The organism is Kitasatospora brasiliensis (assembly GCF_032654805.1).
In the GTDB taxonomy this organism is placed as follows: domain Bacteria; phylum Actinomycetota; class Actinomycetes; order Streptomycetales; family Streptomycetaceae; genus Kitasatospora; species Kitasatospora brasiliensis.
The window spans coordinates 1,020,467-1,044,638 of sequence record NZ_JAUOOW010000002.1; the positions used below are offsets into that span (position 1 = coordinate 1,020,467).

The 24,172-nt window shown below is 72.9% G+C and carries 24 protein-coding genes; 10 read left to right on the forward strand and 14 right to left on the reverse strand.

What is annotated here, in order from left to right; all coding sequences use genetic code 11:
• The first annotated feature begins 2 nt into the window (after window positions 1-2).
• From QWJ13_RS12495 to QWJ13_RS12510, 4 genes are all read left to right on the forward strand, one after another.
• On the forward strand, window positions 3-1,196 hold the full coding sequence (locus QWJ13_RS12495; protein WP_316523768.1) for an ABC transporter permease: 1,194 nt from the start codon (window positions 3-5) through the stop codon (window positions 1,194-1,196).
• Window positions 1,193-2,458, forward strand: a complete 1,266-nt coding sequence (locus QWJ13_RS12500; protein ID WP_316523770.1) for an ABC transporter permease — start codon at window positions 1,193-1,195, stop codon at window positions 2,456-2,458. The genes QWJ13_RS12495 and QWJ13_RS12500 overlap by 4 nt, the downstream gene beginning before the upstream one ends.
• The gene (locus QWJ13_RS12505) at window positions 2,455-2,847 is read left to right on the forward strand and encodes a cytidine deaminase (protein WP_316523772.1); all 393 of its coding nucleotides are present in this window, start codon (window positions 2,455-2,457) and stop codon (window positions 2,845-2,847) included. Before QWJ13_RS12500 ends, QWJ13_RS12505 begins: the two co-directional genes overlap by 4 nt.
• Window positions 2,848-2,943: 96 nt before the next feature.
• On the forward strand, window positions 2,944-4,221 hold the full coding sequence (locus QWJ13_RS12510) for a thymidine phosphorylase (protein ID WP_316523774.1): 1,278 nt from the start codon (window positions 2,944-2,946) through the stop codon (window positions 4,219-4,221).
• 91 nt (window positions 4,222-4,312) lie between these two features.
• Here QWJ13_RS12510 and QWJ13_RS12515 read toward each other — a convergent pair whose 3' ends face one another.
• A complete protein-coding gene (locus QWJ13_RS12515; RefSeq protein ID WP_316523776.1) occupies window positions 4,313-5,662 on the reverse strand; it encodes an MFS transporter in 1,350 nt (449 codons plus the stop codon).
• Window positions 5,663-5,753: 91 nt separating this feature from the next.
• On the opposite strand from QWJ13_RS12515, the gene QWJ13_RS12520 reads away from it, so the two are divergent.
• From QWJ13_RS12520 to QWJ13_RS12530, 3 genes are all read left to right on the forward strand, one after another.
• The gene (locus QWJ13_RS12520) at window positions 5,754-6,722 is read left to right on the forward strand and encodes a LysR family transcriptional regulator (protein ID WP_316523778.1); all 969 of its coding nucleotides are present in this window, start codon (window positions 5,754-5,756) and stop codon (window positions 6,720-6,722) included.
• 129 nt (window positions 6,723-6,851) lie between these two features.
• Window positions 6,852-8,009 (forward strand): adenosine deaminase, encoded by a 1,158-nt coding sequence (locus QWJ13_RS12525; protein ID WP_316523779.1) that lies wholly within the window; start codon window positions 6,852-6,854, stop codon window positions 8,007-8,009.
• A gap of 226 nt (window positions 8,010-8,235) precedes the next feature.
• Entirely contained in the window at window positions 8,236-8,607 is a 372-nt protein-coding gene (locus QWJ13_RS12530) for a hypothetical protein (protein ID WP_316523780.1), read from the forward strand.
• Window positions 8,608-8,689: 82 nt separating this feature from the next.
• Here QWJ13_RS12530 and QWJ13_RS12535 read toward each other — a convergent pair whose 3' ends face one another.
• Window positions 8,690-8,875 carry a PspC domain-containing protein gene (locus tag QWJ13_RS12535; protein WP_316523781.1) on the reverse strand — a complete coding sequence of 62 codons (186 nt, stop codon included), beginning with the start codon at window positions 8,873-8,875 and terminating at the stop codon, window positions 8,690-8,692.
• Window positions 8,876-9,059: 184 nt separating this feature from the next.
• Window positions 9,060-9,674, reverse strand: a complete 615-nt coding sequence (locus QWJ13_RS12540) for a hypothetical protein (RefSeq protein ID WP_316523783.1) — start codon at window positions 9,672-9,674, stop codon at window positions 9,060-9,062.
• A 144-nt stretch (window positions 9,675-9,818) separates the two neighbouring features.
• Here QWJ13_RS12540 and QWJ13_RS12545 point away from each other — a divergent pair, with 144 nt between their 5' ends.
• Complete coding sequence (locus QWJ13_RS12545; protein WP_316523785.1) at window positions 9,819-10,466, forward strand: PhzF family phenazine biosynthesis protein; 648 nt, start codon at window positions 9,819-9,821, stop codon at window positions 10,464-10,466.
• 13 nt (window positions 10,467-10,479) lie between these two features.
• Here QWJ13_RS12545 and QWJ13_RS12550 read toward each other — a convergent pair whose 3' ends face one another.
• The 4 genes from QWJ13_RS12550 to QWJ13_RS12565 all read right to left on the reverse strand — a co-directional run bounded on the left by QWJ13_RS12550 (window position 10,480) and on the right by QWJ13_RS12565 (window position 13,770).
• Entirely contained in the window at window positions 10,480-10,989 is a 510-nt protein-coding gene (locus QWJ13_RS12550; protein WP_316523787.1) for a VanZ family protein, read from the reverse strand.
• A 176-nt stretch (window positions 10,990-11,165) separates the two neighbouring features.
• Window positions 11,166-11,501 (reverse strand): hypothetical protein, encoded by a 336-nt coding sequence (locus QWJ13_RS12555; RefSeq protein WP_316523789.1) that lies wholly within the window; start codon window positions 11,499-11,501, stop codon window positions 11,166-11,168.
• Entirely contained in the window at window positions 11,498-13,042 is a 1,545-nt protein-coding gene (locus QWJ13_RS12560; protein WP_316523791.1) for an ATP-binding protein, read from the reverse strand. The genes QWJ13_RS12555 and QWJ13_RS12560 overlap by 4 nt, the downstream gene beginning before the upstream one ends.
• 50 nt (window positions 13,043-13,092) lie before the next feature.
• Window positions 13,093-13,770, reverse strand: coding sequence for a response regulator transcription factor (locus tag QWJ13_RS12565; RefSeq protein ID WP_030257458.1), 678 nt, complete (start codon window positions 13,768-13,770; stop codon window positions 13,093-13,095).
• Window positions 13,771-14,359: 589 nt separating this feature from the next.
• Here QWJ13_RS12565 and QWJ13_RS12570 point away from each other — a divergent pair.
• Window positions 14,360-15,022 carry a SigE family RNA polymerase sigma factor gene (locus QWJ13_RS12570; protein WP_316524017.1) on the forward strand — a complete coding sequence of 221 codons (663 nt, stop codon included), beginning with the start codon at window positions 14,360-14,362 and terminating at the stop codon, window positions 15,020-15,022.
• Between the two features lie 179 nt (window positions 15,023-15,201).
• Here QWJ13_RS12570 and QWJ13_RS12575 read toward each other — a convergent pair whose 3' ends face one another.
• The 4 genes from QWJ13_RS12575 to deoC form a co-directional block, all read right to left on the reverse strand.
• A complete protein-coding gene (locus QWJ13_RS12575) occupies window positions 15,202-15,840 on the reverse strand; it encodes an ATP-binding protein (RefSeq protein WP_316523792.1) in 639 nt (212 codons plus the stop codon).
• Window positions 15,841-16,040: 200 nt separating this feature from the next.
• Window positions 16,041-16,943, reverse strand: coding sequence for an aldehyde dehydrogenase family protein (locus QWJ13_RS12580; RefSeq protein ID WP_316523793.1), 903 nt, complete (start codon window positions 16,941-16,943; stop codon window positions 16,041-16,043).
• Window positions 16,936-18,417 (reverse strand): aldehyde dehydrogenase family protein, encoded by a 1,482-nt coding sequence (locus QWJ13_RS12585; protein ID WP_316523794.1) that lies wholly within the window; start codon window positions 18,415-18,417, stop codon window positions 16,936-16,938. Before QWJ13_RS12585 ends, QWJ13_RS12580 begins: the two co-directional genes overlap by 8 nt.
• A 5-nt stretch (window positions 18,418-18,422) precedes the next feature.
• Window positions 18,423-19,409: a deoxyribose-phosphate aldolase gene (gene deoC, locus QWJ13_RS12590; RefSeq protein WP_316523795.1), complete on the reverse strand. Its 987-nt coding sequence runs from the start codon at window positions 19,407-19,409 to the stop codon at window positions 18,423-18,425.
• A 106-nt stretch (window positions 19,410-19,515) separates the two neighbouring features.
• On the opposite strand from deoC, the gene QWJ13_RS12595 reads away from it, so the two are divergent.
• On the forward strand, window positions 19,516-20,196 hold the full coding sequence (locus QWJ13_RS12595; protein ID WP_316523796.1) for a PH domain-containing protein: 681 nt from the start codon (window positions 19,516-19,518) through the stop codon (window positions 20,194-20,196).
• 54 nt (window positions 20,197-20,250) lie between these two features.
• On the opposite strand, the gene QWJ13_RS12600 is transcribed toward QWJ13_RS12595, so the two are convergent.
• The 3 genes from QWJ13_RS12600 to QWJ13_RS12610 form a co-directional block, all read right to left on the reverse strand.
• Window positions 20,251-21,975, reverse strand: a complete 1,725-nt coding sequence (locus QWJ13_RS12600; RefSeq protein WP_316523797.1) for a phospho-sugar mutase — start codon at window positions 21,973-21,975, stop codon at window positions 20,251-20,253.
• Between the two features lie 149 nt (window positions 21,976-22,124).
• A complete protein-coding gene (locus QWJ13_RS12605; RefSeq protein WP_316523798.1) occupies window positions 22,125-22,946 on the reverse strand; it encodes a purine-nucleoside phosphorylase in 822 nt (273 codons plus the stop codon).
• 144 nt (window positions 22,947-23,090) lie between these two features.
• Window positions 23,091-24,164 carry a C40 family peptidase gene (locus QWJ13_RS12610; protein WP_316523800.1) on the reverse strand — a complete coding sequence of 358 codons (1,074 nt, stop codon included), beginning with the start codon at window positions 24,162-24,164 and terminating at the stop codon, window positions 23,091-23,093.
• Between the last annotated feature and the right edge of the window lie 8 nt (window positions 24,165-24,172).

Here is a 24,172-nt window from a genome sequence, read left to right on the forward strand (position 1 = left end):
CCATGACCAGTCCCAACCCCGCCGCCGCCAAGCCCGGCCTGGCCCAGCGGTTCAGCGGCGAACGGATCGCGCTCGCACTGGCGGCGCCGGTGCTCGCGGTCCTGCTCTCCGTGGTGATCTGCTCCGTCCTGCTGGCGACCTCGGCCAAGAACCCGTTCGACGCCTGGAACGTGATGCTCACGTACGCCGGCAAGTCGGACGGCCAGGTGGGCATCCTCAACCGCTCCACCACCTACTACCTGGCCGCCGCGGCCGCCGCGTTCGGGTTCCGGATGAACCTGTTCAACATCGGCGTCGAGGGCCAGTACAAGGTCGCGGCGCTGTTCGCGGCCTTCGTCGGCGCCAAGGCCGACCTGCCGGCCTTCCTCCAGATCCCGCTGCTGCTGGTCACCGCCATGCTGGTCGGCGGCCTGTACGCGGGCATCGCCGGTCTGCTGAAGGTCTACCGCGGCGTCAGCGAGGTCATCGCGACCATCATGCTGAACTCGATCGCGACCGCGATCATCGGTCTGCTGCTCGTCCCCGGCATCTTCGCGCCGAAGACCAGTGGCACCACCAACTCGATCCAGACCGAGAAGATCTCGCAGTCCAGCCACTTCTTCTCGTTCGAGACGGCCGGCGGCCCCCTCTGGGGCTTCATCCTCGTCGCCGCCCTGGTCGGCGTGGTCTTCCAGTTCGTGCTGACCCGCACCCGCTTCGGCTTCGACCTGCGCGCCACCGGCCGCTCGGAGTCCGCCGCGACCGCCTCCGGCGTCAACGTCAAGAAGATGGTCATCATCTCGATGGTCGTCTCCGGCGCCATCGCCGGTCTGATCGGCCTGCCCGAACTGCTCCAGCACTCGTACTACTTCGGGCAGAGCTTCCAGCCCGGTCTGGGCTTCCTGGGCATCTCGATCGCCCTGCTCGGCCGCAACAGCCCGATCGGCATGGCCTTCGCCGCGCTGCTGTTCGCCTTCCTGGACGTCACCGGCTCGGTGCTGCCGCTCCGGGGCGGCTTCCCGTTCGAGATCGTCGACGTCATGAAGGGCACCATCGTCATCTGCGTCGTCGTCGCGTACGAGCTGGTGCGCCGTTACGGCCTGAAGCGCCAGCAGCAGAAGGTCGGCGCCCAGCTCGCCGCCCAGGCTGCCGCCGCGGCCCAGTCCGCCGCCGCCGACGACGACTCGGCCAACGAGAAGAAGGAGGTGTCCGCATGAGTACGGCGACCGTCGCCCGTCCGAAGGCTTCGGGCGCACCCGCGAAGAAGCGCAAGCTGTCCTGGCCGGTGATGCTCCTGCTGATCGCGGGCGCCCTGGTGCTGTTCTCCGCCGTGGGCCTGGCCACCGGCAACCACTCGCTGACCTCCTCCGGGCAGGTCACCGCCGCGCTCGGCGCCGCCGTGCCGATCGGCATGGCTGGTCTGGGCGGTCTCTGGTCCGAGCGGGCCGGTGTGGTCAACATCGGCCTCGAAGGCATGATGGTCGCCGGCACCTTCTGCGGCGCCTGGGCGGGCTACCTGGTCAACCCGTGGGTCGGCCTGCTGGCCGGCATGCTGGGCGGGGCGGTCGGCGGCCTGCTGCACGCGGTCGTCACCGTCACCTTCGGCGTCGACCACATCGTCTCCGGCGTCGGCATCAACCTGCTGATCCCCGGCATCTGCGCGTACGTCAACCGGATCTACTACAAGGACTACGTCGCGGCCGGTGCCGGCCAGAACCAGTCCCCGCCGGCGGACCCGCTGCCGTACATCACCGTCCCCGGCCTGTCCTCCTGGCTGAAGAGCATCGAGAACCACCACTGGTTCTTCGTCTCGGACCTCGCGGGCGTGCTCGGCGGCCTGGTCACCAACATCTCGGTGGTCGTGCTGCTGGCCGGCGCCCTGGTCGTGGCCAGCTACTTCGCGCTCTGGCGCACGGTGTTCGGCCTGCGGCTGCGCTCCTGCGGTGAGAACCCGACCGCCGCCGAGTCGCTGGGCGTCAACGTCTACAAGTACAAGTACCTCGCGGTCATCGCCTCCGGCGCCTTCGCCGGCCTCGGCGGGGCGTACCTCTCGCTGGTCGCGGCGCACTTCTACAAGGACGGCCAGACCCTCGGCCGCGGCTTCATCGGCCTCGCCGCGATGATCTTCGGCAACTGGATGCCCGGCGGCCTCGCCATGGGCGCCGGCCTGTTCGGCTTCACCGACAGCCTCCAGCTGCGTGACCCGGAGTCGGTGCACGTGCTGATCCTGACCGTGGGCATCGCGATGGCCCTGCTCGCCCTCTGGCAGCTGTACCGCCGCAAGTTCACCGCGGCGGCGATCTCCTTCGTGGTGGCCGCCGGCCTGATCGCCTGGTACTCGCTCACCGACGAGGTGCAGCGCCCGCTGATCGTCGCCACGCCGTACCTGATCACCCTGGTGGTGCTCTCGCTGGCCTCGCAGCGACTGCGGATGCCGAAGGCGGACGGTCTGGTCTACCGCAAGGGCCAGGGCAAGTGACGGCCCGGGAGATCGACTGGGAGCTGCTGCGCGAAGCGGCGCGTGAGGCGATGACCCACGCCTACGCGCCGTACAGCGGCTTCCCGGTCGGCGTGGCCGCACTGGTGGACGACGGCCGGGTGATCACCGGCTGCAACGTCGAGAACGCCTCGTACGGGCTCAGCCTGTGCGCCGAGTGCGGGCTGGTGTCCGCGCTGCACGCCTCCGGCGGCGGCCGGCTGGTCGCCTTCACCTGCGTGGACGGCGCCGGCGAGTCGCTGATGCCGTGCGGGCGCTGCCGCCAGCTGCTGTACGAGCACGGAGGACCCGGCCTGCTGGTCGACATGGCCTCCGGCGTCAAGCCGATGAGCGAAGTCCTGCCGGACGCGTTCGGGCCCGATCGGCTCTAGCCTCCCTTTCTGTTACGCGCGTAGAGTGTCGCGAGTGGGCCGGAACCCGGTCATCTCGCGACACTCTTCGCTTTTGAAACCCCTCTTGGAGCACGCATGGACGCCATCTCCGTCATCAGGACCAAGCGCGATCGCGGAGAGCTGAGCGACGCTCAGATCGACTGGGTCATCGACGCCTACACCCGCGGCGAGGTCGCCGACGAGCAGATGTCCGCGCTGGCGATGGCGATCCTGCTGAACGGCATGCGGCCGCGCGAGATCAGCCGCTGGACCGACGCCATGATCCGCTCCGGCGTCCGGATGGACTTCTCGTCGCTGCCGCTGCCCACCAGCGACAAGCACTCCACGGGCGGCGTCGGCGACAAGATCACCCTGCCGCTCGCCCCGCTGGTCGCCGCCTGCGGCGCCGCCGTCCCGCAGCTGTCCGGCCGCGGCCTCGGCCACACCGGCGGCACCCTCGACAAGCTGGAGTCCATCCCCGGCTGGCGCGCCCTGCTCTCCAACGACGAGATGATGGACGTGCTGCGCTCCGTCGGCGCGGTGATCTGCGCGGCGGGCGACGGCCTCGCGCCGGCCGACAAGAAGCTGTACGCGCTGCGCGATGTCACCGGCACCGTCGAGGCCATCCCGCTGATCGCCTCCTCGATCATGTCCAAGAAGATCGCCGAGGGCACCGGCGCGCTCGTCCTGGACGTCAAGGTCGGCTCCGGGGCCTTCATGAAGAACCTGGAGGACGCCCGCGAACTGGCCCGCACCATGGTCGGCCTGGGCACCACCGCCGGGGTCAACACCGTCGCCCTGCTCACCGACATGTCCACCCCGCTCGGCCTCACCGCGGGCAACGCCCTGGAGGTCCGCGAGTCCCTGGAGGTGCTGGCCGGCGGCGGCCCCGCCGACGTCGTCGAGCTGACCCTCGCCCTCGCCCGCGAGATGCTCGCCGCGGCCGGCGTGCACGGCAAGGACCCGGCGGACGCGCTGCGCGACGGCTCCGCGATGGACCACTGGCGCCGCATGATCGCCGCCCAGGGCGGCGACGTCGACGCCCCGCTCCCGGTCGCCCGCGAACAGCACGTCATCCCGGCCCCCGCCTCCGGCGTGCTCACCGCCCTGGACGCCTACGCGATCGGCGTCAGCGCCTGGCGCCTGGGCGCCGGCCGCGCCCGCAAGGAGGACCCGGTCCAGGCCGGCGCCGGCGTCGAGATGCACGCCAAGCCCGGCGACACCGTCACGGCCGGTCAGCCCCTGCTGACCCTCCACACCGACACCCCGGAGCGCTTCGACTACGCCGTCGAGGCCCTCGCCGACGCCATCCGGGTCGCCCCCGCCGGCACCCCCTTCACGCCGACCCCGATCATCCTCGACCGCATCGCGTAGTCATGCGGGTCGAGCAGTGGTGAACCACTCCTCGTGGAAGGCCGCTCGCGCACGAGCCGCCCGCCGGTGCACCGGCGGGCGGCTCGGCGTTTCACCGATCAGGGGCGGCCGAAGATGTCGTGGTGCCGATCCGGCGCCAGACGATGTGGGGGTCGCCGTCCTGGAGTGGGCCCGGCTGCCGGGCCGCGTGGGCCTGGTGGGTGGCGTAGAGGGTGACGGCGGCGGCGAGGGTCATGGCGGTGAGGCCGACGGTGGCGGCGCCGGGCCAGCCGGTGGCGTGGTAGGCGTCGGCGCCGAGGGTGCCGCCGAGGCTGTTGCCGAGGTAGTAGGCGATCAGGTAGAGGGCGGAGGCCTGGGCGCGGCCCTCGGTGGCGGTGCGGCCGACGGAGGAGGAGGCGGTGGCGTGGCCGGCGAAGAAGCCGGCGGTGATCAGGACCAGGCCGAGCAGGGCGCAGGTCAGGGACTCGGCGAGGGAGAGCAGCAGGCCGGCCGCGGTCACGCCGATGGAGACGTAGAGGGCGCCGCGCCGGCCGAGGCGGCCGGAGAGCTTGCCGGCCGCGGCGGAGGTGCCGGTGCCGACGAGGTAGACGACGAAGATCGAGGCGGCGATCGACTCCGGCAGGTGGAAGGGCGCGGCGATCAGCCGGTAGCCGACGGTGTTGTAGACCGCGCCGAACACGGCCATGAACAGCATCCCGAGCGCGTACAGCCGCACCAGCAGCGGGTTGCGCAGGTGCCGTCCGACGGTGCGGGCGAGCGCGCGGGCGTCCACCGGGGCCGGGGTGAAGTGCCGGGCGGCGGGGATCAGCAGCCGGAAGGCGAGGGTGGCGAGCAGGGCGAGGACGGCGGAGGCGGCGAGGCCCCAGCGCCAGCCGAGTCCGGCGGCGGTCCAGCCGGAGAGCAGTCGGCCGCCCATGCCGCCGATGCTGTTGCCGGCCACGTACAGGCCCATCGCGGAGGGCAGCGCGCTGGGGTGGACCTCCTCGGCGAGGTAGGCCATGGCGGTGGCGGGGAGTCCGGCGAGGGCGGCGCCCTGGAGGACCCGCAGGGTGACGAGGGTGGTGAGGTCCGGCGCGAAGGGCAGGGCGAGGGCGAGGACGGAGGCGGCCAGGGTGGAGGCCGTCATCACCGCGGTGCGGCCGTACCGGTCGGAGATCGCGCTGGCGGGGAGCAGCCCGAGGGCGAGGCCGAGGGTGGCGGCGGAGGCCGTCCAGCTGGCCTGGCCGGGGGTGAGGTCGAGGTCGGCCGAGAGGATCGGCAGCAGGCCCTGGGTGGAGTAGAGCAGGACGAAGGTCGCGACACCGGCGGCGAACAGGGCGAGGTTGGCGCGGCGGAAGGCGCGCTGGCCGGGGCGGTGGCGGTCGTCCGCGGGAGCGGGCGGAGCGGCGGGGGCGGCGGCATCCGGGGTGGTCACGGATGCCCTGGTATCGGAGGGCTGCATGTCGTCGACGGTAGGCCCGCCGCCGTTGATGCGTCCAATGCATGAAGCGTGGATGATCGATGCACTGGCGTATGAGGCGAGGTGGTGGGCGATGTCCGGTGCGGATGTGGTGGACGGTGGCGAGCAGCGGTACCGGGCGGCCGAGTTGGGGCCGGAGGAGCCGGCCGTGCTGCTGGCGCCGCGGCTGGCCCAGTTCGCGGCGGTGGCGAGGTTGGAGCACGTGACCCAGGCGGCCGCGCTGCTCGGGGTGCCGCAGCCGACGCTGTCGCGCGCGGTGGCCCGGCTGGAGGAGGAGCTGGGGGTGGACCTGCTGGCCCGTCAGGGCCGTACGGTCCGGCTGACCAGGGCGGGCCGGCTGCTGCTGGCCTCGGTGGAGCGGGCGCTGGCGGAGGTCGAGCGCGGTGCGGCGGCGGCCCGGGCGGAGGCGGATCCGGAGGTGGGCCTGGTGGCCTTCGGCTTTCTGCACACGATGGGCCCGGACGCGGTTCCGGCGCTGCTGAGCGGCTTCCGCGCGGCGCATCCGCGGGTGCGGTTCCAGCTGGTGCAGGACTACGGCGCGGCGATGCTGGAGCGGTTGCGGGCCGGGGAGTTGGACCTGTGCCTGGTCGCGCCGCTGCCGGACGACCCGGCGTTCGTCGCCCGTCCGTTGGACGAGCAGCGGCTGCACCTGGTCGTCCCGGCGGACCACCGGCTGGCCGGGCGGCGGCGGATCCGGCTGGCGGAGGTGGCCGAGGAGCCGTTCGTCGGGCTGGAGCAGGGGTACGGGCTGCGCGTGATCACGGACGGCTTCTGCGCCCAGGCCGGGTTCGTCCCGCGGCTGGCGTTCGAGGGGGAGGAGGCGGAGACGCTGCGCGGGCTGGTGGCGGCCGGGCTGGGGGTGGCGCTGCTGCCGCCGGCCCTGGTGCCGCGGCCGGGGGTGGTGGAGCTGGAGGTGACGGCGCCGCGCACCCGGCGGGCGGTCGGGCTGGCCTGGGCGGCGGGGCGGCCGCTGACCCCGCCGGCGGCGGCGTTCCGGGACTTCGTGCTGTCCCGGCGCGGGCGGCTGGTGCAGCACGACTGACCTCCGTGCGGCGGAGGTTGACGCTTTGGTGGATCGTATGGACCGGGTGGTGGAATTCCGGAGGGAGTTTGGACCATCCGGCGGTCTTCGCGGTAGTCGGTCTACGCGCGTAGGGGCTATATTTCCGCAATGGAACAGCAGATCCCCGTCACCACCGCGGGCACCGGCCCGCGCATCCCCACCGCCGACCAGATCCGCCGCGCGCCGAAGGTCCTCCTGCACGACCACCTGGACGGCGGGCTGCGCCCGGAGACCGTGGTCGAGCTGGCCGCCGCCTGCGGCTACCAGGGCCTGCCGACCACCGACCCCAAGGAGCTGGGCGAGTGGTTCCGCGAGGCCGCCGACTCCGGCTCGCTGGTCCGCTACCTGGAGACCTTCGCGCACACCTGCGCCGTGATGCAGACCCGTGAGGCGCTGATCAAGGTCGCCGCGGACTGCGCCGAGGACCTGGCCGCCGACGGCGTCGTGTACGCCGAGGTCCGCTACGCCCCCGAGCAGCACCTGGAGGCCGGACTGAGCCTGGACGAGGTCGTCGAGGCCGTCCAGGAGGGCTTCCGCCTCGGCGAGGCCAACGCCCGCGAGGCCGGCCACCGGATCCGGATCGGCACCCTGCTGACCGCGATGCGGCACGCCGCCCGCTCCACCGAGATCGCCGAACTGGCCAACCGCCACCGGGACCACGGCGTGGTCGGCTTCGACATCGCCGGTGCCGAGGCCGGCTTCCCGCCCACCCGCCACCAGGCCGCCTTCGACTACCTCAAGGGCGAGAACAACCACTTCACCATCCACGCGGGCGAGGCCTTCGGCCTGCCGTCGATCTGGGAGGCCCTCCAGTGCTGCGGCGCCGACCGGCTCGGCCACGGCGTGCGGATCGTCGACGACATCACGGTGGGCGAGGACGGCACGGTCGAGCTCGGCCGGCTGGCCGCGTACGTGCGTGACAAGCGCATCCCGCTGGAGATGTGCCCGACCTCCAACATCCAGACCGGCGCCGCCACTTCGTACGCCGAGCACCCGATCGGGCTGCTCAGCCGGCTGAAGTTCCGGGTCACCGTGAACACCGACAACCGGCTGATGAGCGGCACCAGCATGAGCCGGGAGTTCGGCCACGTGGTGGACGCCTTCGGCTACACCCTGGGGGACCTGGAGTGGTTCACGGTGAACGCGATGAAGTCCGCGTTCCTGCCCTTCGACGAGCGGCTGGCGATGATCAACGACGTGATCAAGCCGGGCTACGCCGAGCTGAAGGCGGAGTGGCTGTTCAGCGCGGGTGCCGGCGCCAACTGAGTCGTTCCGGGCCGGGGCGTTCCCGCTGGTCGGGTGAACACCGCTTTTCCGCAGGGGAGTTGGCGTTCATCCGACTACTCACTCGGGTGAGTTAACGCCCTTTGGTTCCCGCGCGGGAGGCTCACTACGGTGTGCCAGTCATGCCGACACGTCGCGGCGGCGGTCGCCCGTCCGCCGGTCCCGTGCGTGAAGTCGGCCACCGACGAGGACCCAAAGGGGACCAACCATGAAGCAGGCTCTCAAGGTCGCAGGCACCGCGGCGCTCGGCATCGCCATCGCGGCGATCGGCGCCGGCACCGCCTCCGCGGCCGACGGCCAGGCGGCCGGCGGCCTCGGGCTGCCCACCGGCGTGTTGACGAACCCGGCGGTGGCCGACGCGGTCAGCGACACCGCCGCCAAGCTGCCCGCCACCGGCAAGGTGACCGAGACGCTGGGCACCCTCGCCCCGAGCGTCGGCCAGGCCGTACCGGCCGGCGAGACCCCGCTGGCCGGCGTCACCGAGCAGCGCGCCGCCCTGCCGACCGTCCCGGGTCTGGACAAGACCCCGATCGGTTCGCTGACCAGCACCCTCCCGGCCATCCCCGGCCTGACCGGCTGAGTCCGGCCGCGAACGGCGACGGGCCGCCCGCCCCGGAGATTCCGGGGTGGGCGGCCCGTCGCCGTCTGCCGGGCCGCCAGGCTCACGGTTCCTGGGGAAGCAGCACCCAGAGGGCCAGGTAGAGCAGGAACTGGGGGCCGGGCAGCAGGCAGGAGAGCAGGAAGAGCACCCGGACGGTGAACGGGGTCAGGCCGAAGCGTTCGGCGATCCCGGCGCAGACACCGGCGATGACTCGGTTGTGACGGGGGCGGGCGAGGCGCGCGGCCATGGTGATCTCCAGACGGTGGCGGCCCGGTCCGGCCGGTCCGGCGGGCTGTTTCCATACTCCGCCGCCGCCGGCTCCCGGTCCTCCGCCCGGCAGGTGATTCTCCACCCCGAAGGGTCACCGGGTGGTCGGAGCCGAATGTCGGGGTCGCCTCAGGGTGGCCCCGCGCAACCTCCCGCGGGGGCGGTCAGCCGGCCGGGTTCTGCGGCGGCTGCGGCTGCGCGTACGGGTTGTCCGCCACCGGCTGCGGCGCGACGCCCGGCTGGTACGGCGAGGCACCCTGCGGCGGGACGGGCGGAGCGGCCTGCGGCGCGACCGGCGGCACGGGGGCGCCGGGCTGCGGGGCGAACGGCGCCTGCGGAGCCTGCGGGGCGTTCGGGTTGAACGGAGCCTGCGGTGCCTGCGGGGCGTTCGGGTTGAACGGCGCCTGCGGAGCGTTGGGGTTGAACGGCGCACCCGGGTTGAAGGCCCCCTGCGGGGCATTCGGGTCGAATGCGGCGGCCTGGGCGGGCTGCTGCTTCTTGGCGTTGCCGCGCTCGGTCAGCGCCTTCACCGAGGCGACGATCGCCAGGACCGGCACGATGAACACCTTGAAGAAGATGGTGTAGGTGCCGCCCTCGAAGACGAACGCCAGGTAGTAGGCGTACCCCAGGAAACCGAGGCCGATGATGACGTTGAGGAGGCGCAGGCCGACCTTCAGGCCGCCGATGGCGGCGCCGAAGACCACCATGATGACGCCGCTGATCGCCAGCAGCACGACGTACCAGGAGAAGAGCGGCTCGGCGCTGAAATCGAGATTCACGAGGCTTCCTGGGGAGGGGAAGTAAAACGGCGGGCACCGTTCAGGGACGAGAGCGCACAGTACTGGAGGCGGCCGACATTCGCCGCCGACTTTGCGTCACAGTGTCATTGCGCTCTGCCGGAACGGCGATTGACGAGGTGGGAAATGACGGATTTCGAGGTATTGCGGGTCTTTTGCGGGCCCGACGGAAGCCATGGGAACGCACTCGGGGTGGTGCGCGACGGCGCCGCCGTGCCGGAGCGCGCGGACCGACAGAAGATCGCACACGAACTCGGTTTCAGTGAGACGGTCTTCGTCGACGACCCGGTGCGCGGGGAGATCGACATCTACGCGCCCTCGGCGCGGCTGCCCTTCGCCGGCCACCCGTGCGTGGGCGCCGCCTGGCTGCTCGGCGTGGACCGGCTGGTCACGGCGGCCGGCGAGGTGGCCGTACGGCGCGCGGACGGGCTGACCCGGATCGAGGCCCGGCCGGAGTGGGCCCCGGCGCGCACCCTGCGGCAGTACGGCTCGGTGGCCGAGGTGGAGGCGCTGGAGGTGCCGCCGCCGGGGGAGTGGATCTACGCCTGGGCCTGGCAGGACGAGGCGGCCGGCACCGTACGGGCGCGGGCCTTCCCGGGGCGGGGTGACGGGATCGACGAGGACGAGGCGACGGGCGCGGCCGCCCTGCTGCTGGCCGCGCGCCTCGGCCGGGCGCTGACCGTCACCCAGGGCCGGGGCTCACAGCTGCTGGCCGGGCCGCGCCCGGGCGGGCTGGTGGAGGTCGGCGGCCGGGTGGTCCCGGCGCGGGCGTAGGGCCCCGGGCGGCTCAGCCGACCGGCGGCGTCGACTCCGCGTAGGCGGGTCGCCGGGCGGCCGCGGCCGAGGTGACAGCGGCCACCGAGGCCACCGACGGCACGGAGAGCACTCGGGCCGCCCGTGGCCGCCGGTCCCGCAGCAGGTGCCGCAGGCCGGGGACGAGCGCGAGGTGGGTGACGGCCACGCCGACCACGGCGAGCAGGATGTGGTCCACGTTGAGGATGTGCCCCGGCGCCCAGGAGGAGAGGAACTCCAGCGCGGTCGCCAGCAGTGCGGAGGCGCCGGTGGTGCGCAGGAAGGACGGCAGCCAGGGGGCCTGGAGCCGGCCGCCGGCCAGCGGCAGCAGCACCCCGAGCGGGGCCAGCAGCAGCAGTTCGCCGAGCACCTGCCAGCCGGTGGAGGAGCGGAGCGAGGCGAGCGGCGTCAGGTTGGCGTCGTACACCCAGGCCACCGGCAGCGGTCTCAGCACCAGCCAGAGCACCAGGGCCAGGTGGCCGGTGAGACCCGCCAGCCCGGCCAACCGGAGGGGACGGTGGACGGCCGCCGCCGGGCTGCTCTTCGTCCCCGCGCCGGAACGCTGACCGCGTGTCCTGGTGCCATCTCGCTGCACGGGGGGAAGGACGTGAGCCGGAGGCGCGTCGGTTCCACCTTGGGCGTGAACATTCCGAACGCGCCCCCGGAACCCCTCCCGCGCGGCTACCTGCAGGGGGAGGAAGTCGGCACCGCGCCGAACACGTTGTCGGGCGGCGGGCTGCCCGGCGCCACCGGGGCGGGCGACGGGCTCGGGCTCGCGGCGGCCTTGGAGCCGCGGGCCGGGGTCATGGTCGGGACGGGGCCCGGGGTGGCCAGGGCCGCCGGTATGTGCGGGGTGGTCGGGCAGGCCGTCCGGCTGGCGGGCGCACCGGCGTCGACCGGTACGGCGGTCGGCCGGATGCCGCAGCCGGAGGCCAGGGCGAGCAGCAGCAGCACGCCGGCGCCCCTGCGCAGGGCGGTACGGGTGGCGGCGGGAGCGGCGCTGAAGGGGGCGGTCACGAGGCGTCCTTGGTGTCGGCGGGGTCGCCGACGGGGCCGCCCTCGGCCTCGTCCGCGGACGGCGGAGGGGGCGGGGCCAGGGGCAGGGTCAGGGTGAACACCGCGCCGACCTCCCCGTTGGCCGCCGTGATCGTCCCCCCGTGTATCTGCGCGTTGGCCATCGCGATGGACAGGCCGAGGCCGCTGCCCTCCGAACGGGCCCGCCCCCGGTCCGCCTTGTAGAAGCGGTCGAAGACGTGCGGCAGCACGTCCTCCGGGATGCCCGGGCCGCTGTCCGAGACCTCGACCACGACCGAGTCCCCGTCCTGGCGGACCTTGACCCGCACCGGCGAGCCGCCGTGCTTCAGGGCGTTGCCGATCAGGTTGGCGAAGACCACGTCGAGCCGGCGCGGGTCGACCACGGCCAGGATGCCGCGCGGGGCGTCCAGCTCGACCGCGTCGTACCAGGCCCGCCCGTCGATGCAGGACATGATCAGGTCGGCGATGTCCACCTCGTCGGCGACCAGCTTGGCGGTGCCCGCGTCGAAGCGGGTCACCTCCATCAGGTTCTCCACCAGGTCGGACAGCCGCCTGGTCTCGCTGACCACCAGCCGGACGGCCGGCTCGATCATCGGGTCCAGCGACTCGGCCTCGTCCTCCAGGATGTCGGTCACGGCCGTCATCGCGGTCAGCGGGGTGCGCAGCTCGTGCGACATGTCGGCGACGAACCGCCGGCTCTGCGCCTCGCGCGCGCTCAGCTCCTCGACCTGCTCGTGCAGCGACTCCGCGGCCCGGTTGAACGTCCGCGCCAGGTCGGCGAGTTCGTCCGATCCCTCGACTTCGAGCCGGGTGTCCAGCCGTCCCTCGCCGAGCCGCCGGGCGGCGTCCCCGAGCCGCTTGACCGGCCGCAGCACCGTCGCCGAGGCGGCCTGGGCGAGCAGCGCCGAGCCGATCAGCGCGAGCAGCGTGGCGATGGCCAGCGACCAGCCCAGCGTGTTGAGGTCGGCCCGCTCGTTCTCCAGCGACTTGAACATGTACGCCGTCGGGCCGTTCGGCACCACCTTGGTGCCGCCGATCACGAACGGCCGGCCCTCCAGGTTCTGCCGCTGCCAGTACAGGTGGTACGGGTACGGGTTGTTCTCGGTGATCTCGCGCGGCTTGGCGACGGTGGACTGCAGCGCGTCCGGGACGTCGGCCAGCGTGAAGTTCGCCGGGTCCGAGGAGGACGAGCACTCCGGGTGCGCCGGGTCGACCACCACCACGTCGTAGGTCAGCCCGGAGCTGGCCACGTTGGACGCCAGCGTGGCCAGCTCCGCGCAGGTCGCGTTCAGCGGCAGCTCGGAGACGTTGCGGGTGAGCGAGACCCGGAAGTCGTTCAGCGCCGTGTCCTGGGCGCGCTTGAGCACCGCGTCGCGGTTCAGCCAGTACGCGATGCCGGAGGCCGAGACGGCGGCGAGCAGCGCGACGGCCGCGAACACCGCGATCAGCCGCACCCGCAGGGAGCGCAGCCGACGCCACCGGCCCGTCGAGAACCGCCGGGCAGTCGTCTGATGGTCAGTCACAAGAGCCTGTCGTGGTACGGGAGTTCAGCGGTCGGAAGGGGAGGACGGGGTCAGGCCGGCGGGTCCAGCCGGTAGCCCACCCCGCGGACGGTGCGGATCAGCGTCGGCGCGGACGGTACGTCCTCGACCTTGGCCCGCAGCCGCTGCACGCACGCGTCCACCAGCCGGGAGTCACCGAGGTAGTCGTGCTCCCAGACCAGCCGCAGCAGCTGCTGGCGGGAGAGCGCCTGGCCGGGCCGGCGGCTGAGCTCCAGCAGCAGCCGCAGCTCGGTCGGGGTGAGCTGGAGGTCCTGCCCGTCCTTGGTGACGGTCATCGCCGCCCGGTCGATCACCACGCTGCCGTACGCGGAGGAGTCCGAGCTCTCCCGCTCGCCTCGGCGCAGCACCGCCCGGATCCGGGCGTCCAGCACCCGCGGCTGCACCGGCTTCACCACGTAGTCGTCCGCGCCGGACTCCAGGCCCACCACCACGTCGATGTCGTCCGAGCGGGCGGTCAGCAGGATGATCGGCAGTTGGTCGGTGCGGCGGATCCGGCGGCACACTTCGAAGCCGTCGATTCCGGGCAGCATCACGTCCAGCACGATCAGGTCGGGCCGCTGCTCCTTGAAGAGCCTCAGACCGTCCTCGCCGGAGGCGGCGGTGGCCACGCGGTGGCCCTGGCGGGTGAGGGCGAGTTCGAGGCCGGTCCGGATGGCGTCGTCGTCCTCGATCAGTAGGAGGAAAGGCACGGCCCCATTTTGGCCCACCGGCCGCGCCGATTCACCCCCCGGAGGCCTCACCGTCCGTCCGGGAACCGGAAGGCGCGCTACCGGCGTCCGGTACGGAGGGAGGCGGACCGCGACGAGCGGGCGACTCCTGTGACACCCCTGTGACAGTCGGCGGACAGCGCCATCACAACCGGCGGGCAGGATTTTCCATGTCGCCGCAGGACAGCGGGCCAAAAGGGCCGCTGAACGGCGGCTACGGAACCGCTCGTACCGACCCAGGGGGCGCACGATGAACGCCATGCTTCAGACCCGGACCAACCCGGCTGTCCGCACCGCGCGTTCGTCAGCCACGTCCCACCGGACCCGGTACGAGGTCAGGACCGACGAGAACTCCGGTGCCGTGACCGTGCGGGGGTGCGCGCACAGCACCGGTGGAAACCCTGTCGCCCGTCGGGTGAGCGGCGGCGGCAGGACGGGGGAGCTGTACGGGATCGGCCGGCTGGGGAGTTCGGCCGACTCCGCCACCACCCTCACGCTGCGGGGAGTCCTCCCCGTCCGCGTCGAGGGCAAGGACACCCCGGGGGGCAACCGGGGGACCGGGGGGAACGGCCTGCGGACGGTCGGTTCGGGGGAGCCGACCGGTCGCGAGGCCGCCGGTGCGACGCTGCTGCGGCTGAACCCCGCGGCGGCCCGCACCACCGAGGCCGGGCAGGGAGGCGCGCAGGGGGAGCACCCGGCCGTCGCGGAGGACCACATCACGGAGTTCACCGCGTACGTCCGCGAGCGCCGCGCCTCCCTGTACGCCACGGCCTACCACCTGACCGGTGACCGCTACGAGGCCGAGGACCTGCTCCAGAGCGCGCTCTTCAGCACCTACCGGGCCTGGGGCCGGATCACCGACAAGGCGGCGGTCGGCGGGTACCTCCGCCGCACCATGACCAACCTGCACATCTCCGCCTGGCGGCGCCGCAAGGTCAACGAGTACCCGACCGAGGAGCTGCCGGAGACGGCCGGCGACACCGACGCGATGGGCGGCACCGAGCTGCGCACCGTGCTCTGGCAGGCGCTGGCGAAGCTGCCGGAGAACCAGCGCACCATGCTGGTGCTGCGGTACTACGAGGGCAAGACCGACCCGGAGATCGCCGATGTGCTGGGGATCAGCGTCGGCACGGTCAAGAGCAGCATCTGGCGCGCCCTGCGCCGGCTGCGCGAGGACGAGCACCTGAACAAGTCGGGCGACACCGTCCGGGCGTTCGGCGAGCTGGTCGCGTGACCACCGCGGTCGCGTAACGAGGACTCCCGTCGGGGGACGGGGATCGGACGGTCACGGTCCGGGGGCAGCGGCTCGGGGGAGCCTGCCCGTGGGGGAGCCGAAGACCGTTCGGGGAAGGCGAAGGGCCCGGTGCGGGGGAGACGCACCGGGCCCTTCGTCGTGTCCCGCTCCGGAGCGCTTCAGACGGTGGAGAACTCCCGCTGCCCGGCGGCGGCGCGGATCCGCCGCTCGGCCTCCGGGCCGGCGCACGCGTACGAGCCGAGCGCGACCTGCCGACCGACGATGGACCGCTCGGCCCGCATCAGCCGCAGGCCCCGGCGCAGCAGCACCGGCAGCGACTTGCGGCCCTCCCGGACGTCCCGGCGCAGTCGGCGCCAGGCCGTGGTGAAGGCGCCGTTGCGCAGGCACAGGGCGTCGCCGAGCAGGCCCTGCTCGGCGCACTCGGCGGTGATCTCGGCGGCGAATATGCCCTCCGCGATGAACGCGCCCGCCTCGCCCAGCTCCAGGCCGCGGGTGCCGACCCGCCCGTTGTCCGGGATGGAGTACACCGGGACGTCCGCGCGGCCGTGCTCGTGCAGGGCGCGGATGGCGGCGACGGCCTGGTCGCGGTGCCAGGCCAGCGGGGAGTCCCAGTCGACGGCGCCGTCCGGCAGCCGCGGCAGGGTCGGGTCGTCCCCGTCCTTGTAGAAGTCGTCGAGCTGGAGCACCGGCAGGCCGCTGCGTTCGGCCAGCGAGGACTTCCCCGACCCGGAGGGCCCGGACAGCAGGATCACCCGGGCATGCGGCACCGGTACGGGATTCACATGGGAGTCACTCACGGGACACCAGTCTGTCGTATCCCGGCCGGTTGCCGAAACCGGTCGGCGCGGACCCGTGGCACGACGCGGACCCGGAGAAGGCGACGGACCCGCGCCAGGGGGGGAGAGGCGCGGGTCCGTCCTATGACCGTCCGGGCCCTGGGGGGGGTGAGGGCACTGGGGACGGCCAGTCTGTGGAGTTGTTACCGGAGCTCCGGAGGTCAGATACCCATCGGGTGCCAGACCGTCTTGGTCTCCAGGAACGAGAGTAGCCGGTCCGTACCGGGCGCATTGGTCCAGTCCTGGGCGAACGGGTCCAGCACCGGACGGACCACTCGCTTCAGGGTATCCGCGGCGGCGGCTTCCAGCGCCTGCGCCGCGCCGGGACCGTCGGCGGCGATGGCGCCGGTGAGGTCCACCGCGTTGACGTCCTGGTGCGAGGCCAGGGTGGGGGCGATGTCCGCCGTCCGGCCCGAGATGATGTTGACCACGCCGCCCGGGACGTCCGAGGTGGCCAGCACCTCGCCCAGCGACAGCGCGGGCAGCGGGGCGTCCGCGGCGGCCGCGACCACGACCGTGTTGCCGGTGGCGATCGCCGGGGCGATCACCGAGACCAGGCCGAGCAGCGAGTGCCCGTACCCGGCCTGCGGGGCGACGATCCCGACCACGCCGGTCGGCTCCGGGGTGGAGAGGTTGAAGTACGGCCCGGCGACCGGGTTGGCGCCGCCCGCGATCTGGGCGACCTTGTCGGTCCAGCCCGCGTACCAGACCCAGCGGTCGATCGCGGCGTCCACCAGCGCGGCGGCCTTCTTCGGGCCGATGCCCTCGGAGGCGGACACCTCGGCGGCGAACTGCTCGCGGCGGCCCTGGAGCATCTCGGCCACCCGGTACAGCACCTGGCCGCGGTTGTACGCGGTGGTGCCGGCCCAGCCCTTGACCGCCTTGCGGGCGGCCACGACGGCGTCACGGGCGTCCTTGCGGGTGCCCAGCGGGACGTTGGCGAGCCACTGGCCCTTCGAGTCGGTCACCTCGTACACCCGCCCGCTCTCGGAGCGCGGGAACTTCCCGCCGACGTACAGCTTGTAGGTCTTGAGGACGTCAAGACGCGTTGCGACATCAGACATCGAGGTAGGCCTCCAGACCGTGGCGGCCACCCTCGCGGCCGTAACCCGACTCCTTGTAGCCGCCGAACGGCGAGGTCGGGTCGAACTTGTTGAAGGTGTTGGCCCAGACCACGCCGGCCTTGAGCTGGTTCGCCATCCAGAGGATGCGCGAGCCCTTCTCCGTCCAGATGCCGGCGGAGAGGCCGTACGGGGTGTTGTTGGCCTTCTCGACCGCCTCGGCGGGGGTGCGGAAGGTCAGCACCGACAGGACCGGGCCGAAGATCTCCTCCTGGGCGATCCGGTGGGCCTGGCTGACGCCGGTGAACAGGGTCGGCTTGAACCAGAAGCCGGCGCCCGGGAGCTCGCAGGCCGGGGACCAGCGCTCGGCGCCCTCGGCCTCGCCGGCCTCGGTCAGCGCGGTGATCCGGGCGAGCTGCTCGGCCGAGTTGATGGCGCCGATGTCGGTGTTCTTGTCCAGCGGGTCGCCGACCCGCAGGGTGGCCATCCGGCGCTTCAGGGCGTCCAGCACCTCGTCCTGGACCGACTCCTGGACCAGCAGGCGCGAGCCCGCGCAGCAGACGTGGCCCTGGTTGAAGAAGATGCCGTTGACGATGCCCTCGACCGCCTGGTCGATCGGCGCGTCGTCGAAGACGATGTTCGCGGCCTTGCCGCCCAGCTCCAGCGAGAGCTTCTTGCGGGTGCCGGCCAGCTGCTTGGCGATGGCCCGGCCGACCGGGGTGGAGCCGGTGAAGGCGACCTTGTTGACGTCCGGGTGGGCGGTCAGCGCGGCGCCGGTGCGGCCGTCGCCGGTGACGATGTTGACGACGCCCTTCGGCAGACCGGCCTGGCGGCAGATCTCGGCGAAGCGCAGCGCGGTCAGCGGGGTGGTCTCGGCCGGCTTGAGGACGACCGTGTTGCCGGTCGCCAGGGCGGGCGCGACCTTCCACGCCAGCATCAGCAGCGGGAAGTTCCACGGGATGACCTGGCCGGCCACGCCCAGCGGCTTCGGGTTGGCGCCGAAGCCGGCGTAGTCCAGCTTGTCGGCCCAGCCCGCGTAGTAGAAGAAGTGCGCGGCGACCAGCGGCAGGTCGACGTCACGGGTCTCGCGGATCGGCTTGCCGTTGTCGATCGACTCCAGCACGGCCAGCTCGCGGCTGCGCTCCTGGATGATCCGGGCGATCCGGAACAGGTACTTGGCGCGCTCGCTGCCGGGCAGGGCCGACCAGTCGACGAAGGCCTTGCGGGCGGCCGCGACCGCGCGGTCCACGTCCTGCTCGGTGCCCTGGGCGAACTCGGCGAGCACCTGCTCGGTGGCCGGGTTGACCGTCTTCAGGGCCTCGTTGCCGGAGGAGTCGACGAACTCGCCGCCGATGAAGTGGCCGTAGGAGGTGGCGATGTCGCCCGCGGCGGCCGGGGACTCCGGGGCCGGGGCGTAGGTGAAGAGGCCGCCGGCGGGCTTGGCCGCGGGCTCCTCGGTGTTCTTCTTCTTGGCCATGGTGATCAGTCCACCGTCACGTAGTCGGGGCCGGAGTAGCGGCCGGTGGCCAGCTTCTGGCGCTGCATCAGCAGGTCGTTGAGCAGGCTGGAGGCGCCGAAGCGGAACCAGTGCGGGGTCAGCCAGTCGTCGCCGAGGGTCTCGTTGACCATCACCAGGTACTTCATCGCGTCCTTGGTGGTGCGGATGCCGCCGGCGGGCTTGACGCCGACCTGGACGCCGGTGGCCGCGCGGAAGTCGCGGACCGCCTCCAGCATCAGCAGGGTGACCGGCGGGGTCGCGTTGACGGCGACCTTGCCGGTGGAGGTCTTGATGAAGTCGGCGCCGGCCAGCATCGCCAGCCAGGAGACCCGGCGGACGTTGTCGTAGGTCTGGAGCTCGCCGGTCTCGAAGATCACCTTGAGGTGGGCGGAGGTGCCGTCGGGGCGCTTGCACGCCTCCTTGACCGCGACGATCTCGTTGAAGACGTCGAGGTAGCGGCCGGAGAGGAAGGCGCCGCGGTCGATCACCATGTCGATCTCGTCGGCGCCCGCGGCCACCGCGTCGGCGGTGTCGGCGAGCTTGACCGGGAGGGCGGCACGGCCGGCCGGGAAGGCGGTGGCCACCGAGGCGACCTGGATGTCGGTGCCCTCCAGGGCGGCCTTCGCGGTGGCGACCATGTCCGGATAGACGCAGATGGCGGCGACGCGCGGGGTGGTCGGGTCGGTCGGGTCGGGGTTCCTGCCCTTGGCGCACAGCGCGCGCACCTTGCCGACCGTGTCCGCGCCCTCCAGCGTGGTCAGGTCGATCATCGAGATCGCCAGGTCGATGGCGTACGCCTTCGCCGTGGTCTTGATCGAGCGGGTACCGAGCGCGGCGGCACGTGCCTCCAGGCCGACCTGGTCGACGCCGGGCAGGCCGTGCAGGAAACGGCGGAGCGAGGCCTCGGACGCCGCAACGTCCTGGAGGCCGCTGCCCGCAACGCCGAGGGCATTGGCTGCAACAGTGGACATAGTCACCAGAGCAGCATATCTACGCGCGTAGTGGGCCGCCAGGGCGCCCGCCATTCGTGGCCGGACCGAGACCTCCGGGTGAGGGGCATGGGGCAGAATCGACGGCATGACCGATTCCGACGGCAAGCCCCGCCAGGGGGGCGCCGCCCCCGACGGGGCGCCCGAGTACGCGGACCGCGTGTACCGCTCTGTCCCCGGCGTGATCTCCGGAGTGATGCTGCTGGCCGTGGCGGCCTGGCTGATCGGGGACGCGGTGGCGAGCGGGACGGGCAAGACGCCGTACGTGGCGCTCGCGGCGGTGCCGGTGTTCGCCCTCCCGGTGATCGCGTACACGCTGCGGCCGGTGGTGACGGCCGGGCGGGACGAGCTGGTGGTGCGCAACCCGTGGCGGACCATCGTCGCGCCGTGGGCCTCGGTGGACGCGCTGCGCGCCGGGTACTCGGTCGAGCTGCTCGCGGGCGGCAAGAAGTACCAGGTCTGGGCCGTGCCGGTGTCGCTGCGCCAGCGCAAGCGGGCCGCCCGGACGCAGCGCGCCAGCGTCGCCGAGCACGCTTCCCGGACCGGGCTGGGCATGGGCCTGGCCAAGCGGACCAACCCGGTCGTCCAGGGCTCCCCGGACCCGACCCGGGCCTGGTCCGACCAGGTCACCGCCGTCCTGACGGAGATGGCCGAACGCAACGCCGGGCGCCCGGAGGCGGCCGGGCCGGTCGTGGTCCGCTGGTGCTGGTGGGTGATCGCCCCGACCCTGGTCGGGCTGGTGGCGCTGGTCACCGTCATCGCGATCTGAACCGGACGCATGAAGGGCCCGCCGATGGCGGGCCCTTTCACGTACCCGCCGGTGTCAGGCGGTGATGCCCGCGGCCTCGGCGAGGTCCCGCTTGACGGTGGCGAGCAGCTCGGCGGCGCGCTCGCGGGTGGCGGCCAGGTCGGCGGCGGAGGCGACCGGGAGGACGACCTCCAGGTAGCACTTGAGCTTGGGCTCGGTGCCGGACGGGCGGACCACGATGCGGGCCGAGCGGACGGCCTCGCCGGCCAGGTAGTAGCGCAGGCCGTCGGTGGGCGGCAGGTCGGCGGAGCCGGCCGCCAGATCGTCGGCGCGGGTGACCTGGAGGCCGGCCAGGACGGTCGGCGGCTGCTCGCGCAGGCGGCGCATGGCGTCGGCGATCAGCGAGAGGTCCTGGACCCGGACGGAGAGCTGGTCGGTGGCGTGCAGGCCGTGCTCCAGCGCCAGGTCGTCCAGCAGGTCGGACAGGGTGCGGCCGGACGTCTTGAGGGTGGCGGCGAGCTCGGCGACCAGCAGGGCGGCGGTGATGCCGTCCTTGTCCCGGACGCCCTGAGGGTCGACGCAGTAGCCGAGCGCCTCCTCGTAGCCGTAGCGCAGGCCCTCGGCGCGGGAGATCCACTTGAAGCCGGTCAGCGTCTCGGCGTAGTCCAGGCCCGCGGCCTCGGCGATCCGCCCGAGCAGGGTGGCGGAGACGATGGTGGTGGCGAAGGTGCCCTCGGCCTTCTTCGCGACCAGGGCCGAGCCGAGCAGCGCGCCGACCTCGTCGCCGCGCAGCATCCGCCAGCCGGAGGTGCCGTTGCCGCTGCCCGCCGCGTTGCCGTGGACCGGGACGGCCACCGCGCAGCGGTCGGCGTCCGGGTCGTTGGCGATCACGATGTCCGGGCCGACCGAGGCGGCGGTGCGGAAGGCGAGGTCCATCGCCCCCGGCTCCTCCGGGTTGGGGAAGGCCACGGTCGGGAAGTCCGGGTCGGGCTCGGCCTGCTCGGCGACCACGGTGGGCGCGGGGAAGCCGGCCCGGCGGAAGGCGGCGACCAGGGTGTCGCGGCCGACGCCGTGCATCGGGGTGTAGACCACCGCCAGGTCGCGCGGGCTGTGCTCGTCCACGATGGTGACGGCCCGGGCCAGGTACGCCTCGACGACCTCCTCGCCGAGCACCTCCCAGCCCTCCTCGGCGCGCGGGACGTCGTTCAGCGAGCCGATGGCGTCGATCTCGGCGGCGATCCCGGCGTCGGCCGGCGGGACGATCTGCGAGCCGTCGCCCAGGTAGACCTTGTAGCCGTTGTCCTGCGGCGGGTTGTGGCTGGCGGTGACGGTGACGCCGGCGGCCGCGCCCAGGTGGCGGACGGCGAAGGCGAGCACCGGGGTCGGCAGCGGGCGCGGCAGCAGCGCGGCGCGCAGGCCGGCGCCGACCACCACGGCGGCGGTGTCGCGGGCGAAGTCGTACGACTTGTGGCGGGCGTCGTAGCCGATGACGACCAGGTCGCCCAGGTTCTGCTGCTTCACGTACGCGACCAGGCCGGCCGCGGCCCGGATCACCACGGCGCGGTTCATCCGCATCGGGCCGGCGCCGAGTTCGCCGCGCAGGCCGGCGGTGCCGAACTGGAGCCGGTCGGAGAAGCGCTCGGCGATCTCCGCCCAGGCGAGCTTGCCGTCGGTCTCGACCTCCGGGGCCTCGGCGCGGGCCAGCAGGGCGGTGAGCTCCTCGCGGGTCTGCGGGTCGGGGTCCTCGGCCAGCCAGGTCCGGGCCCGGGCGAGGAGGTCGGGGTTCAGTGCCTGCGTCATGGCAGCTCCATCGGGAAGTGCGTGCGGTGTATCGGCCGGAGGTTCCGCAAAGAAGGGGTCGCGCATGCGGACGGGGCCCACGGGGGTGTGATCAGCGGATCACGCCGCCCGTGGGCCCCGTTCACTCATGATTCTGCGCCTGGTGGGCGTCAGATCCGCTCAAGGACCTTCGCCAGCAGCTCGCCCATGCGCTCGGCCGAGGCCTTGCCGGCCTCCAGGACCTCTTCGTGGTTGAGCGGCTCGCCGGTCATGCCGGCGGCCAGGTTGGTGACCAGGGAGATGCCGAGCACCTCGCTGCCGGCCTCGCGGGCGGCGATGGCCTCCAGGGTGGTGGACATGCCGACCAGCTCGCCGCCGAGCACCCGGGCCATGTTGACCTCGGCCGGGGTCTCGTAGTGCGGGCCGCGGAACTGGACGTAGACGGCCTCGTCCAGGGTCGGGTCGACCTCGTGGCACAGCTCGCGCAGGCGCTTGGAGTAGAGGTCGGTGAGGTCGACGAAGTTGGCGCCGACGATCGGGGAGTCCGCGGTCAGGTTGATGTGGTCGCTGATCAGCACCGGCTGACCGGGCGTCCAGCCGTGGCGCAGGCCGCCGCAGCCGTTGGTCAGCACGATGATCCCGCAGCCGGCCGCGGCGGCGGTGCGCACGCCGTGCACCACGGTGGCCACGCCGTGGCCCTCGTAGTAGTGGTTGCGGCCGAGGAAGATCAGGGCGCGCTTGTCGCCGATCTTCACCGAGCGGATCTTGCCGGCGTGGCCGGCGACGGCGGGGGCGGGGAAGCCCGGGAGTTCGGTGACCGGGAACTCGGCCACGGTCTCGCCCAGGGCGTCGGCGGCCGGCACCCAGCCGGAGCCCATCACCAGGGCGACGTCGTGCCGCTCGGCACCGGTCAGCTCGCGCAGGCGCTCGGCGGCGGCTTGGGCGGCGGCGTAGGGGTCGGCGGAGACGACCGACTGAGGAGAAGCGTTCACGGGTCCGAGGATAGACGGGAATCGGCTACGCGCGTAGAAATTCCGCCGCGGCATGCCGGATCGTTACCCGAGCGACCCGGAACCGCAGCTCGGCCGTGGTTTCCGGGCCGCTGCCGCGCTCCCGGGCGGTCGCGCCCGCCGGGCTCACAGCCGCTTCGCGTTGCGCAGCCCCTTCGCGTACATGCCGTTGTCGTCCAGCCGGGAGGTGCCGCCCTTGTCGCCGAAGGTGGGGCCGTCCGCCTCTTCCCGGCTGGAGATGTACCGGGGGTGGCCGTCGGTGTCCAGGCCCAGGTAGATGCCGATGTGGTCGAGCCGGGCGCCGGTGCGCGCGTCGATCTCGAAGAACACCAGGTCACCGGGCTGCAGCGGGTCGAGCGAGGCCGGGCGCAGGGTGACGTCCGAGCCGGGCGCGGTGGTCAGCGGGATCACCGGGACGCCGGGGCCGACCCGGGCGAAGCCGTTGGCGGTGCGCGGCAGGCCGGGGCCGGCCACGTCCTTGGAGAGCATCGGATAGCCGGAGCGGTAGCCGTACACCATCCGGACGAAGCCCGAGCAGTCGAAGGCGCCGTAGCGGGTCTTGTCGGGCTGCTTGGTCACCTTGTCCGCGAACGTGTACGGAACGCCGAGGTAGTCGAAGAAGTCGGTCTGCTCCAGCCGCAGGTCGTTGCCGACCGAGCCGTTCGGGTTGAGCGGGCCGAACGAGGCGTCGCCCTTGAAGCGCACGCCCTTGGCGTCCTTCTCCGCGGGCGCGCCGTTCATGTACTGGGTGGCCACCGCCAGCACGTCGTCGGCGGTGGAGCCGATCGACTGCTGGAACCAGGTGCGGAACCAGGCCTCCTGCTCGGCGCCCGCCTTCCAGGGCTGGGGCATCAGCCGGACCCAGCTGTCGGTCACCACCTGGGCGGCCGTGGTCGCCGGCTCGGCGAAGGTGCGGCCGGGGCCGGCCAGCACGGCGGTGCGGGCGTTGTCGGTCAGCGTGGCGACCACACCGCCGTGGGCGTCGCGGACCACCGTGCGCTCCGGCCCGGTCAGCCGCTCGTAGCGGTACGTGGTGGGCGCGCTCGTGCCGGCGGCGACCGGGGCGGTGATCAGCGGCGCGTTGCTGCCGGCCGACGGCTGCCGGTCGCGGTCGCGCAGCTGGACGGTGAGGTAACCACCGGCGGCCAGCAGGGTCACGGCGAGGCCGCCGCTGAGCAGGGACTTGCGGGTGACGGGCATGGGGGCTC